Origin of the sequence: Leclercia sp. UBA7405 (assembly GCF_037152215.1) — a bacterium.
Taxonomy (GTDB): domain Bacteria; phylum Pseudomonadota; class Gammaproteobacteria; order Enterobacterales; family Enterobacteriaceae; genus Enterobacter; species Enterobacter pneumoniae.
Window position 1 is genome coordinate 2,082,238 of record NZ_JBBCMR010000001.1, and the last position, 13,258, is coordinate 2,095,495.

At 53.4% G+C, this 13,258-nt stretch carries 11 protein-coding genes; 1 reads left to right on the plus strand and 10 read right to left on the minus strand.

Going from position 1 to position 13,258, the window contains the following annotated elements; all coding sequences use genetic code 11:
* Positions 1–3: 3 nt before the first annotated feature.
* From wcaD to WFN75_RS10315, 7 genes are all read right to left on the minus strand, one after another.
* Positions 4–1,224: a colanic acid polymerase WcaD gene (wcaD, locus tag WFN75_RS10285; RefSeq protein WP_040074890.1), complete on the minus strand. Its 1,221-nt coding sequence runs from the start codon at positions 1,222–1,224 to the stop codon at positions 4–6.
* Positions 1,199–2,416, minus strand: a complete 1,218-nt coding sequence (wcaC, locus tag WFN75_RS10290) for a colanic acid biosynthesis glycosyltransferase WcaC (protein WP_336996116.1) — start codon at positions 2,414–2,416, stop codon at positions 1,199–1,201. The genes wcaD and wcaC overlap by 26 nt, the downstream gene beginning before the upstream one ends.
* Entirely contained in the window at positions 2,413–2,904 is a 492-nt protein-coding gene (gene wcaB / locus WFN75_RS10295) for a colanic acid biosynthesis acetyltransferase WcaB (protein WP_040074888.1), read from the minus strand. The genes wcaC and wcaB overlap by 4 nt, the downstream gene beginning before the upstream one ends.
* The gene (wcaA, locus tag WFN75_RS10300; protein WP_286933741.1) at positions 2,904–3,746 is read right to left on the minus strand and encodes a colanic acid biosynthesis glycosyltransferase WcaA; all 843 of its coding nucleotides are present in this window, start codon (positions 3,744–3,746) and stop codon (positions 2,904–2,906) included. Before wcaA ends, wcaB begins: the two co-directional genes overlap by 1 nt.
* Positions 3,747–3,820: 74 nt before the next feature.
* Entirely contained in the window at positions 3,821–5,983 is a 2,163-nt protein-coding gene (wzc, locus tag WFN75_RS10305; protein ID WP_040074886.1) for a tyrosine-protein kinase Wzc, read from the minus strand.
* A gap of 2 nt (positions 5,984–5,985) precedes the next feature.
* Positions 5,986–6,429 (minus strand): low molecular weight protein-tyrosine-phosphatase Wzb, encoded by a 444-nt coding sequence (gene wzb / locus WFN75_RS10310; RefSeq protein WP_040074885.1) that lies wholly within the window; start codon positions 6,427–6,429, stop codon positions 5,986–5,988.
* A 6-nt stretch (positions 6,430–6,435) separates the two neighbouring features.
* On the minus strand, positions 6,436–7,572 hold the full coding sequence (locus tag WFN75_RS10315) for a polysaccharide export protein (protein WP_040074884.1): 1,137 nt from the start codon (positions 7,570–7,572) through the stop codon (positions 6,436–6,438).
* A 691-nt stretch (positions 7,573–8,263) separates the two neighbouring features.
* Here WFN75_RS10315 and WFN75_RS10320 point away from each other — a divergent pair.
* Positions 8,264–9,847: a TerC family protein gene (locus WFN75_RS10320; RefSeq protein ID WP_233801770.1), complete on the plus strand. Its 1,584-nt coding sequence runs from the start codon at positions 8,264–8,266 to the stop codon at positions 9,845–9,847.
* A gap of 40 nt (positions 9,848–9,887) precedes the next feature.
* On the opposite strand, the gene asmA is transcribed toward WFN75_RS10320, so the two are convergent.
* The 3 genes from asmA to udk all read right to left on the minus strand — a co-directional run bounded on the left by asmA (position 9,888) and on the right by udk (position 13,073).
* The gene (gene asmA, locus WFN75_RS10325; RefSeq protein ID WP_233801768.1) at positions 9,888–11,732 is read right to left on the minus strand and encodes an outer membrane assembly protein AsmA; all 1,845 of its coding nucleotides are present in this window, start codon (positions 11,730–11,732) and stop codon (positions 9,888–9,890) included.
* A gap of 26 nt (positions 11,733–11,758) precedes the next feature.
* Complete coding sequence (gene dcd / locus WFN75_RS10330) at positions 11,759–12,340, minus strand: dCTP deaminase (protein WP_040074881.1); 582 nt, start codon at positions 12,338–12,340, stop codon at positions 11,759–11,761.
* Positions 12,341–12,431: 91 nt separating this feature from the next.
* The gene (udk, locus tag WFN75_RS10335) at positions 12,432–13,073 is read right to left on the minus strand and encodes a uridine kinase (protein WP_040074880.1); all 642 of its coding nucleotides are present in this window, start codon (positions 13,071–13,073) and stop codon (positions 12,432–12,434) included.
* Positions 13,074–13,258 lie beyond the last annotated feature (185 nt).

Genomic DNA, 13,258 nt, shown 5'->3' on the forward strand with positions numbered 1-13,258 from the left:
TCGTTATGAATTCGTAATATTAAGCGCTTTGCGCAAAATAAACGGACAGACAATTAAGAACGCATACTCCGGGCTAAAAATTGACCCAGTAAAGAACAGTGAAACCGGCGTAAAAAGATAAAGCTGCACACGAAAATTCTGATTATCACCAAACGCGTTGATCGTCATTTTGAATACTTTGAACAGATACCACAGCGTTAACAAAACGGCGAACCAGGAAAAATAAATAATTAACAGATACAGACCATTGTCTATGGTTTTACCCACGTCCGCACCGTTAAAGATTCCGAATGATGCAACATATTCGTAAAGTGAGCCGAATCTTACTACACCATCAATATGGGTTAATGAATAACCCACCATCACCAGCGGTCCAATTATACGATAATACGATGACGAGCCTTCTGTTCCTAAATCACCCAGACGGGTAGAAATGTACGGGAACGCGAATACCAGCCCGACTAAAAACACCGCTAATGAAATGATTGCCAGGGGCAGTTTTTTCTTAATCGCCTCTTTATTCAGGTACTGAAACGCCCATTCCAGCAGGTAAAACAGGATAAATGTCATCACCCCTGAGAAGGACCCTGACAGGACAATTCCTGCAAGAATCATAGCATCGCTCTTAGGGGTTTTGATACCAAACTGTTTGATGCTGAGCCAAATTGAGATTAAAGCCAGAGCAAAAAATGCCGGTTCAAAATAGAGCGCAGTGGTTCGTTTTCCACCGAACTTAATGAAGTTCAGAACATAGCTGTTACTGTAAATCAGATATTTCGAGATTATCTCCATCAGGCTACTGCCACCGGTTAAAATAATCTGCGCCATTTCCATAGCGGCAAGCATAACAATGATGGCAATGACAATATAAAAGAACCTGAGGATCTTCCGATAATTATGTGGAGAGATGGTTTTAAACCGAATACTCCACACCATACCGATAATAATAACGATATAAACAAACAGCATGGTCGAGGTGACATATTTGCTGGCATCCAGCGACTGACCAAAGATGTAGTTAAAGGCGGTAAGCCCGGCGCCAAGCCCCAGCGCAATCATCAACTTCTTCACGCTTATCTTATCGACATACAACAACAGCAGAACCGGTAAGAAGGTGACGATGGTGATGGGGAAGCTCTCCCCCAGCTGGGCAATCTTGACGTTGACCAGCAGGTAAATCAGCGGCAGCAGCAGATAACTACAGATTCTGATAGAACGAGACATACTCCTCCAGCATCTGTTGGCCACTGTAAGCCTTGCGGCTGCGGTTGCGGAACGATTCCAGGGTAGTGCCAAAAACAGCCTGGGCAATCTCGGCCTTCGGCAGCTGGACCAGCGGCAGTACCTCCTGCTCAGAGAAGGTTTTCCCGCCCGATTTCTCCAGCACCTCTTGCGCCGCATCGCTGTGCGTTGCAATTACCGGCACGCCAATAGAGAGCGCTTCACATAAAATCAGGGGGTAGTTATCGACCCGGGAGCTGAACACCAGCGCATCCATACCGTTGAGGGCGCTCATCAGCTTGCGTTTGTTGGTTTCAAAGCCGTGGTTCACCACGTTAGCCCCTTCGAACGGCGAAAATTTACCGAAGGTGTGCAGCTCAATTTTGTCGCCGAGCGCCATCATGTCGCGCACCAGCTGCTGATTGGTTTTACCGTCGTAACGCAGGTCATGGGCGACGATAGCGATTTTCGGTTTGCCCGCTGTCGCCGCGACCGGCTCCAGCTCTGCCAGAATGGCTTCGGTGGCAACGTCGATGCCGTTATTAATGATCTTGCAGCGCCCTGCCCCATACAGGCTATTGAACGCATCGGCGACGTGCTGGCTCGGGGAGATAAACTGGCAGCCCAACGCCAGCATGTCGCGAAACAGCTGACGTTTACCCGCCACCAGTTGATGGGCACGGTCAATTTTCACCGGCGGATAATTCTCGAGGGTCGGGCATTTCTGGCAGTTCGTTTTCCAGCCTTCACAGCCATCGGTAAACGCGCAGCGACCAGTTACGCTCCAGTGATCATGCAGCGTCCAGACGAAGGTGGTATCGGGTTTATGCCCTTTCACCTTTTCACAAAACGCCACCACCTCTGTCAGCTTTAACCAGTAGCTGTGCAGCACATGAAAGTGCAGAACCACCGGACCCGGCGTGCGGGTTACCGTGCGATAGAGGTTATTCAGGTTGCCGAACAGATCCCGGTTAAAAAGGCGAAACAGCGCGATGTTTGCCACCGAGGTCAGGCGCGGGGTGTGTTTCACCACCTGCGGATAGTTATCGTGACTCACGCTTTTTTTACCGCCCTTGCCATAGCCGTAGACAAAACGCGACGCGAGCCCTTTTTGTAATGCACGCTGATGCAGATCCAGCGCGACGCCTGCTGCCCCGCCCTCGGCGAGACGAACATTAAATTGCAGAATATTCATTTAATCACCTTCACGCGGGCTTTTTCACCCACCACCAGCGCGTTGTCCGGAATACTGTCGAGCACGACGCTGCCCGCACCAACGGTGACGTTATTCCCCACGGTGATTTCGCCAATCATCACCACGTTGGCTCCAAGCTCAACGTTATTGCCAATCACCGGGCAGGCAAGATTGTCCGGACCGCGATTACCCAGGGTGACCCCATGGCGGATGGTGAAATCATCCCCGGCGACCACAAATTTATTGATCACCACCGCATAGCCGTGGTGGATCGTAAAGCGACGACCAATGGTGGCCGCAGCCTGAATCTCATAGCCAAAAAAGCATTCGGTAATGATGCGATAGAGCACCAGTACCGGCGCCGCCCAGAGGTTATTAATCACATTCTTCTTGCGCCAGACAGAGCAGAAATGGGCGATGCGATAAGCCAGAACCATGCAGCAGGGGCGCAGGCTCCAGCCGTTTGCGCGGCAATCTTCCAGAAACATTATTTCCCCCGAAGCCCGTCAGCCAGACGCTTGGTATTACGCACAGAAAAGAGCGTCAGCAGCGTGCGCCAGTTCATGCGCTTGTTGCGGATCTGGTAGAGGGTAAAGAGCTGATACTTACGGCTCGCACGGTCGAACTTGTCTTTGTGCTTGCGGTAGAAATGGAAGTAGCCGGAGAACTTTTTCGGCGAGGAGGTAATCTGCATCTCACCGTGGTTGATGTGCAGGATCTGCGTGGCGTCGTCTACCTTCCACGGCTCACCGTACTCCACCACCATCCGCAGGAAGATGTCGTAGTCCTGCGCCGCTTTCAGAGTGGTGTCGAACAGACACTCTTTGAAACGCCATGACCAGGTAAAGACCTGATTACCAATAATGTTGCGCTTATAAAAGAGGCGACGGGAATAAGGCGATTTCGGGTAGAGCGGCAGGCTCGCCGGTTGTGAATAGACTTCGCCCTGGCAGACATAATCGTTGGCGTACAGAAACGCATGCGTTACCAGCTGCGCCTGGTGAGACAGGAAGATAGAGAGACGGTTTGGCGTCCACTCATCGTCATCGTCAATACCGGTTAAAAATTCGCCTTTCGCCTGCAAAATCGCCTGATTGCGTACCGCGCAGGCGCCGGAATTGATCGCGTTGTGCGTGTACATCACTCGCGGGTCGTTGAGGTCGGTAACGAAGTTCTGTAACTGCTCCCAGGAGGAGGAGCAATCATCAACAATAATCAGCTCCCAGTTATCGTAATCCTGACGTAAAACCGATTTAATCGCGCGGATCGCCAACTGCTGACGGTTCCATGTCGGCATATAGATAGAGATCAATGGGCGTTGTGTGGTCATGGTCTTCCCCGGATGAATTCGATGCCCTCACCCCTACCCTCCCCCTCTGGGAGAGTCGGGATGAGGAAAACAGGTTATTTACTGTCAGACTTATATTCGTACTCGTAGTACCCGTAATCCTGGTACCCGGTGGCGCGACGGAAGATGGAGTTAAGAATGACCCCCTTCACCTCAATGCCGTTCTGCTCGAAGCGGCTGAGGCTGGTCTCCACCTCTTTAAGGGTGTTGACTGCATAACGCGCAACCATCAGGGTGGTTCCCGCGTGGCGGCCGACAATGGCGGCATCCGTCACGGCAAGGATTGGCGGGGTATCGATTAACACCAGGTCATAGTGTTTGCTCGCCCATGCAATCAGCTGAGTAAAGCGCTCGCTCATCAACAGTTCAGACGGGTTTGGCGGCACCTGACCACGCGGTACGAGGTCGAAATTGGTAATAGAAGTGGGTTTGGCGCAGTTCTCAATGTCACCTTTGCCCAACAGCACTTCTGACAGGCCATTGACGTTATTGGTGCCGAGCAGCTCGTGGGTGTAGCCTTTACGCATATCACAGTCGATCAGCAGCACGCGCTTGTTGGTCTGGCTGATCACCGCCGCAAGGTTGGCACAGACAAAGGTCTTACCAATTGATGGACTAACCCCGGTCAACATCAGGACATTATTTTTCGCCTGCATCATGGCGAAGTGGAGGCTGGTACGCAGGCTGCGCACCGCTTCAATCGCCAGATCCGTTGGGTTACCCACCGCCAGCAGCTGGCTCTGTTTGTAACGCTTAACCCCCTTCACGGTTTTGACGCTATCGCGGGATTTTTGCCATTCAGAGAGCGGGATGCTGGCATAGACGCTGATACCGTTCTCTTCCAGCACCTGCGGGCTTTCGATACCGCGGTTGAACAGGGAGCGCAGCAGTACGCCCACAATCGAGAGCATCAGGCCAAGAATGATACTGCCGAGAATAATCAGCGCTTTCTTCGGCTTCAGTACCCCTGGCTGGGTGATGGCCGGGTCGACGATACGGACATCGCCCACGGTGCTGGCCTCGGTGATCTTCAGCTCCTGCTGTTTATTCAGCAGCTGCATATAAACCTGCTGACCCGACTCCACATCACGCGTTAGACGCACAATCTCTTGCTGGGTCTTCGGCATGGCGGTCACGCGGTTGTTCAGTTTGGCTTTCTCATCCTCTAAGGCCTTACGTTTTTCCAGCAGCGTGCGGTATGCCGGGTGACGTTTGGTATAGAGCTTGGAGATTTCCGCCTCTTTAAAGGTCAGCTCGTTCAGCTGGGCGTCGATATTGACCATCGAATCCAGCACCGATTTCGCCTCTAAAGGCAGGTCAACCGAGTCCTTATCCTGACGATAGGCGTTGAGTTTGTTCTCGGCTTCATCCAGGCTAGCGCGCACTTCAGGAAGCTGTTTCGCCAGGAAAGCCAGGCTCTTCGCCGCTTCTTCGGATTTACGCTCAACGTTCTGCTCGAGATAGTTGCGGGTGATGCTGTTCAGGATATCGCGGATTTTATCTTTATCTTCACCGGTAAAGGTCATGCTCAGCACGCCGGTATCTTTACCCGTTTCCGTCACCGTGAGGTTATTTTGCAGGTTGTTAATCATCCCAAGCGTGGAGAACTTGGTGACGGTAAACTCGCTGCCCTCAGCGGCCTGAATCGCATTCACTTTAATGCTCACGCCATCTTTGCTGAGCAACTGCCCTACTTCGCCTCGGGCGCTAAAGCCGGCGTCGCTGGTCAGTTGATACTGTTTTGGCCCCAGCACCTGAAGGGTAAAGACTTGATCGGCCGCCCCCTTTGGCAGACTAAAGTCAGTCACTTTGACGGTATCGTTTTGCCGTCCCATCAGACGATCCCAGCCCGCACCGAAGACCGGGAAGGTATTTTTGCTAACGGCGATATCCAGACCCAGGTCGCGCACGGTTTTACCCAGCACCAGACGCGACTGCAGCAGCTGAATTTCCGCTTCTGAAGCCGGTGGCTTGTTTGCCAGCGCCGAGCCAATATCCTGCACCAGCGAGTTGCCGGTGTTTTGCTCGATCTGCACCAGCGCATCGGCGCTGTAGATGGGAGTGGCGAACAGGGTGTAGACCACCGCCGCCAGCGCAAAGACGGCGGTGGTGCCTAACACCCACCAGCGCGCCTCAACCACGGTCCCAATCAGGCGACCAATATCGATTTCATCGCTGCCCGCGGTCGAGGCGGAAGAAGCTTTTACTTTTTCTGTCATTGTTATCCCTGCTGAACGTTCAGTGCCTGCGCCCACTGACGGGCAGACTGGTCAAGTAAGGTGTAAACCGCTTCAAAGGCTTCACGGCTTTTGCGATAGGGATCGGGGATTTCGCGTTCGTTGTCCCAGTGACCAAACAGCATCACTTTGCCGCGCATCTCCGGCGCGATATCGCACAGAGCGTGAATATGGCGCTTTTCCATCGCCAGGATCAGGTCATATTCCCGACACATGGCGGCTGAAACCTGACGGGCGCAATGCCCGTCGAGAGAAAGGTTATGTTGCTCTGCCACGCTCGTTGCACGCTCGTCGGCCCCTTTGCCTACCAGCGCACCCAGGCCTGCAGAACCCACCGTCAGCCCCGGCTGATATTGCTTTAACAGCCGCTCGGCCGTGGGGGAACGGCAAATGTTCCCCACGCACACCACCAGAATTTTGTTAAACATCGCGGATTACCAGTTATGAACGTCGCTTGCCGTGTCGGTCATGTAGCGAACGCCACTGATCGTCGGCAGCAACTGGTTGATCAGGCGGTTCCAGCGAGCAACCGGTGCGGTCGTCACGTAGACCACGTCATACGGCTGGAGGCGGAACTCGGTTGCCATCACCAGAGAGGTGGCATCGGACATATCCAGCTGATAAATGTTGGCAATCTTGCCGTTGCTGCCCTGTCCTTTGAGCGGACGAATAACGAAGATGCCGCTGGCATTGGAGGTCGTCAGATCGATACCTTCCGCCGAGCCCAGCGCTTCGGTCAGCGTCATGCCGCTGAAGTCCATTTTGAGGGTGCTCTGTTTCTTCACTTCGCCCATCACGAACACTTTCAGATCGTCATTACGCGGCACAAAGAGGATGTCACCCGGATAGAGCAGTCGGTTCTGGCTCAGGTCGCCGTTTTGCATCAGCGCCTGCAAGGAGATGCGTTGTTCTTTGCCCTGATGGGTCAGTACAACATTGCGCCAGTCGGCATTTTCAGTCAGCCCGCCTGCGGCGTTGATAGCGTCAAGTACGGTCAGCGGCACGTTGGTGATCGCCTGCTGCCCCGATTTATTGACCTGCCCGGAGATATAGGCTTTTTGCGAACGGAACGCGGCGATATTAACGTCCACCTGCGGATCAGCGATGTACTGCGCTAAGCGGCTGGTAATATCACTACGGATCTCGGCCAGCGTTTTGCCAACCACGTGTACTTTGCCAATGTAGGGATAGAACATGGTGCCGTCAGGCTGTACCCAGTTGCCGGTATCGCTCGAGCTACGGTACTGACCGGCTGGCGTCGTCAACTCCGGGTGGTCCCAGACGGTAACGCTAACGACATCGCCTGGTCCGACGCGATACTGATAAGAGGAGATCTCCTGATCCAGCGAGACGTTCGGCTGGGCCACGTTCGGGCGTGGGCGTAATTGCTCCACCAGTCTTGGTGTCAGGGGATAGACATTTACCATCCGATCAAGGTCGAAATCAGCATCTTGCTGTTTAATCACATCCTTACCCATGGTCGACATATTGCTGCCAGGTAAGACGGTGCACCCACTCATCAAGGTCACAGACACCAATAATGGCATCAATTTCATTTTGGATTTCATCATTGATTATTTATCACTTTGGCAGAGTAATTATCCTGTGCGGTTTAATTAAATGCGCGGCATTTAACTTTTAGCATGCGGTTAATAAAACAGAAATATAACTGGCATCAGTCCTAAAAAAAGTTTATTCATCCGCAAGCTATTGACAGAATAATCGAGGCTGATTAACACGCTTTCAGGCACGCTACCGCCCTTGGCTTTCAGTTACCAATCCACTGTTTAAACAGTAATTTATGGATAAACACCCTCTTTGACATGGTTTAATCGAAAGATATATCGGGCAAGAAAACGCTTCTCCAGATATAAACTTTCTGTTCTTTAAACCGACACTGAAATAGCAACAAGAGGCTTTAACATTTGATGCTGGAGGAATTGTTGCAGCTAACGATTTAGCAGGCAAGGAAACAACAGTCGGCGCATCGCTTTTTAAGATTAATATTAACGGCAAAATTTTAATGTTTTAGGATTTTCTTCAGGTTGACAAAAATGAATATATAACCGTTACCTGCGATATTTCTTAAATATAATTATTTAATGGAATTCTGGTTATAACCCTAAATTAACCATGGGAATAGAATGAGCCGTATTTGCGGCGTTGCACGAGGAAATCCCGTGCTGGCATTGCATTTTTCGCAGGCTTTATCCATGATCGAAATGTGACATTTGTCATATTACAAAAGGTATGATTCCCGCTATGGAATGGATTGCAGATCCATCAATCTGGGCCGGTCTGGTCACTCTGGTGTTACTGGAACTGGTGCTTGGCATCGACAACCTGGTCTTTATCGCCATTCTTGCCGAAAAATTGCCCCCTGCTCAGCGCGATCGCGCTCGCGTCACCGGCCTGCTTCTGGCCATGGTGATGCGCCTGCTGTTACTGGCCTCTATTTCCTGGCTGGTGGGGCTCACCAAACCGCTATTTACGGTACACGGCCTGGGCTTCAGCGCACGCGACCTGATTATGCTTTTTGGCGGCCTGTTCCTGATCTTCAAAGCCACCGTCGAACTCAATGAACGGCTGGAAGGTAAGGATAATGAAAACCCCACCCAGCGCCGGGGCGCCAGATTCTGGCCGGTGGTGGCGCAAATTGTGGTGCTGGACGCTGTCTTCTCTCTTGATTCGGTGATCACCGCTGTGGGGATGGTGGACCATCTGGCCGTTATGATGGCAGCCGTCATCATTGCCATTGCGCTGATGGTGATGGGCAGTAAGGCGTTAACGCGCTTCGTTAATAGCCACCCGACTATCGTCATTCTCTGTCTTAGCTTCCTGCTGATGATCGGCTTTAGCCTGGTGGCGGACGGCTTTGGCTTCCACATTCCGAAAGGTTATCTGTACGCCGCCATAGGGTTCTCGGTCATCATCGAGGCGCTAAACCAGCTGGCCATTTTCAACCGCCGTCGCTTTCTGTCAGCCAATCAGACGCTACGTCAGCGCACAGCTGAGACGGTGATGCGTCTGCTGAGCGGAAAGAAAGAGGATGCGGAACTGGATGCGGAGTCGGCCTCCCTGCTGGCGGATCATGACAGCAGCCAGATCTTTAACCCGCAGGAACGTCGAATGATTGAGCGGGTATTAAATCTTAACCAGCGTTCTGTCAGCAGCATCATGACCTCCCGTCACGATATCGAGCATATCGACCTCAACGCCCCGGAGGCGCAAATCCGCGCGCTGCTGGAAAAAAACCAGCATACCCGCGTGGTGGTAACCGGTGGCGAGCAGGAGGAGGATCTGCTCGGCGTGGTGCACGTTATCGACCTGCTCAACCAGCAGTTACAGGATGAACCGCTTGATCTGCGGGCGCTGGTGCGTCAGCCGCTGGTCTTCCCGGAGGGGCTGCCGCTGCTCTCTGCGCTGGAGCAGTTCCGCAACGCCCGTACACACTTTGCTTTTGTGGTGGATGAATTCGGCTCCGTTGAGGGGGTGGTGACCCTGAGCGACGTGATGGAAACCATTGCCGGTAACCTGCCCAATGAAGTGGAAGAGATCGACGCCCGCCATGATATTCAGAAAAACGCCGACGGAAGCTGGACGGCGAACGGTCATATGCCGCTGGAAGACCTGGTGCAGTATGTGCCACTGCCGCTGGATGAGAAGCGTGAGTATCACACCCTCGCCGGTCTGCTGATGGAATACCTGCAACGTATTCCCGCCCCTGGGGAAGAGGTCCAGGTGGGTCACTATGCTCTGAGGACGCTGGAAGTCGATCATCACCGGGTGCAGAAGGTGCAGTTAATTCCGCAGGCTGATGAAGCAGAGGAAGAGTACGAAGTGTAATAAAAAGCCGGGTAAGGCTAACCCCTACCCGGCTTAATCATTAAAGTTTTTCCAGCAGCTTTTTCACGTCTTTACTGTTTTTCGAATCCTTGTTGCGATCCGCCCAGTCGTTCAGACGCCGTTTGGCTTCATCCTGAAGATGTTTACGCATCAGCTGATCCACCTGCAGACTGTAGTTGAGCGCCTGCCACTGCCCATACACGCTAAGCGGGATCGGCGTCTGTTTCAGGAAGTCAATCAGCTTGCCTTCGCCCAGCCAGCCCTCCAGCACCGTCACTTTAAAGTGGGTATCCGCCGTCTCTTTGACCAGGTCCATCGTGCCATCGCCCTCAAGCGATAACATAGGCGATTCCCCCTGCATGCTTTCCAGCGAGAGCTGGCCGTTATCAAGCGAAAGCTCGGTAACGAAGCGATTCAGACGGGTGGCGTTCTCGAAGTTATCTTTGACCTTCACGTTACTGCTGCGCTCCACCGCCTGCTGCACCAGCTGCTGGAAGTTAAGCCCTTCCATACGGGTGTTGCTCATCTCGACGTGGGCCTGCCCTTGCCAGTTGCGTCGGAAGGCCTCGGCGTCGATCTTGCCGCCAGAGAAATCGCCCGCCAGCGTCAGGCTACCGGTCAGGGGGATCGGATAGTTGAAGGCTTTCAGGATGGTGCCAATCTCGACATTTTCCAGCCGCGGCTGGAATGCCGTGCGGGCCTCCGCTTTGCGCACATCCAGGGTGCCTGGCAATGAGAGGCGCCCCTGCCCCATCTCGCCGCTCAGATCGCTGATGGTGAGCAAGCCATTTTTGTTAGTCATCTGGCTGGAGACATGGGTGAAATCCATGCCGCGCCAGTGGACGCGGTTGGCTTTTAGCATGATATCCGCGTCAAAACCGCGCAGACCGTTATAGTCAGGCCGATCGAGGTTCGTCGAGATCACCGGGCGCGGCTTCGGCTGAGACTGCCCCTGCTGCGCCACGTCGCCCTGGGCGGCAGCGGCTTGCGCCGTAAGCAGATTTTCAAGGTTGAGCGTATCGAATTGCAGATTGATCACCCATTGCGGGGTGTCGCTCAGCATCACGCTCGCCTGGCCAGTCAGCGCGCTGTCGTTCGCTTTCAGATCGAGCTGATTGAGCTCAAGCTGTTTGCGCTCTTCCCGCCAGACTGCCTGCAGTTTGCCCTGTCCGGTGATCCCCTGCGCCGGAAGATCGGCCCCGGTCAGCTGCCAGTCAAGCTGCTGGATATTGGCAATCAGTTGGTGAGGATAGTCAGACGCATCGACATTCGCATTCAGCGAGACCACCATGTCGCGCTGATTACGGTTCACGCGCCCGCTAAAGTCCATCGTGCCTTTGTGGTGCTCATCCTGCTCCATCTGCAGATTGATATTACGCACCGTCACCTGTTCGTCGCTCTCATGCTGGAACACCAGCACGCTATCGGCGACCTTCAGTTTGCCAATATCAAACGACCAGCCGTTATCTTCTGCTACGTCGGGGAGCGTGTTTTCGCGCGGCGCCACCGGGGCATCGGGCTTGCGCACCGCCTCGGTCTGCGGCGTCAACTGAATTACCGCCCCTTTAAGCATCACCTGATTCACCTGCAACTGATGCGAAAGAAGCGGCATTAACGCCACGTCCAGACGCATATTGTCGGAGGTAAGCAGCGGCACGGAAGCCCCCGGCGCGGTTAACGACATCCGGCCGGAAAGAATGCTTAACTGCGGCCAGACGTGCCAGCGCAGCGGGCCGTCCAGCTTCATCACGTAGCCACTGCGCGCTTCAACCTGGCGCACCATGTAGGCACGAAAATCGTTGGGATTAACCAGCAGCACCAACGCAGTAAGACCTGCCAGCAAGACCACCAGCAAAATCATCAGCGTTGTCAGAACTCTTCTCATGGCTTCCTCGGTGGACTGGGCTGGGCTCAGTCTTTGTCAATACGACTGGCAACCGCACCCTGCTGATCGCGGTATTTCGCATCCTGGCGGCGGTTGTAAGGACGTGCAGCCGGGCCGGTCAGCGGCTCGAAACTGAGCGCGCCAATCATCATGCCTGGACGTAATGCCAGCGGCAATTTACCGGCGTTAAAGAACTCCAGCACAATGCGACCCGACCAGCCTGGATCGATACGGTGCGCGGTTACGTGCACCATCAGCCCCAGACGCGCCAGGGACGAACGTCCATCAAGCCAGCCAACCAGATCGGCAGGCAGGGTCACAGACTCAAAGGTAACCGCCAGCGCCAGTTCTCCTGGGTGCAGATAAAAGGCCTCGCCGTCCTCAAGAACAATCTCGTCGCTCATCACGCGTTCGAGTGCGGCGCTCACTTCATCTTTTGGACCGCTAAGGTCGATAAAGGGGGCGGTATGCCCGCTGAAGGTGCGGAATTTATTGCCCAGACGCACGTCCACGGTCACGCCATTAATGCGCTCCACGGGCGGACGGGGTGAAATGGACAGACGGCCTTCATCGAGCCAGGCTTCAATATCTTTGTCACACAGACGCATGGCACTCTCTCCTTTCGTGCATCACTCCCTCGGGCTTATCTGCGCCGAGGGTGAACCGGGTTATCTCTGAACGGTACACAATTCGCGTGTTTTATTCAAAAAACTGGCTGATTTTCGCTTTCAGAATATCGATTGCAATACGGTTTTTACCCCCGCGCGGCACGATAATATCGGCGTACTGTTTGGACGGTTCAATAAACTGCAGGAACATTGGACGTACCGTTTTTTGATATTGCGCCATAACGGAGTCCATGGAGCGACCGCGTTCGTTAACGTCGCGCTTGATGCGGCGCATCAGGCAAATATCCAGTGGCGTATCAACAAAAATGGAGAAGTTCATCGATTCGCGCAGACGCGCGTCGGTCAGCAGCAGGATGCCTTCAAGGATAATGACCTTCTTTGGCTCAATACGGATAGTTTCCTGCGTGCGGGTATGTTCAACATAGCTGTAGACGGGTAATTCAATTGGGGCGCCGTTCTTCAGAGACTGAAGATGCTGAAACAGCAGGCTGTGATCCATCGCGCTGGGATGGTCATAGTTGGTCTTAACGCGCTCTTCCATCGACAGATGACTTTGATCCTTGTAATAGCTGTCTTCCGGAATGACACCGATGTGCTCATCACCAACCTGTTCACGTAATTCACGGTAAAGCGTACTAGCAATAAGACTTTTACCTGAAGCCGATGCGCCGGCGATGCCTATAATGACGCACTGATGAGACTTATCAGTCATAAATTTAGCGACCTGAGTAACCTGGATGTAAAGGAAGGACGACGCCGAAGCGTCAAACGGCGCAATTATAGGGATTTCGCTCCCGTGATACCAGTCGAAAGCGCAGGTTATGCGTGACGCGCGAAAATAGCCTTTTTCTTCCCGCTACGTTATTACCCTGTTCACTTTTCCATCATCAAAGATGA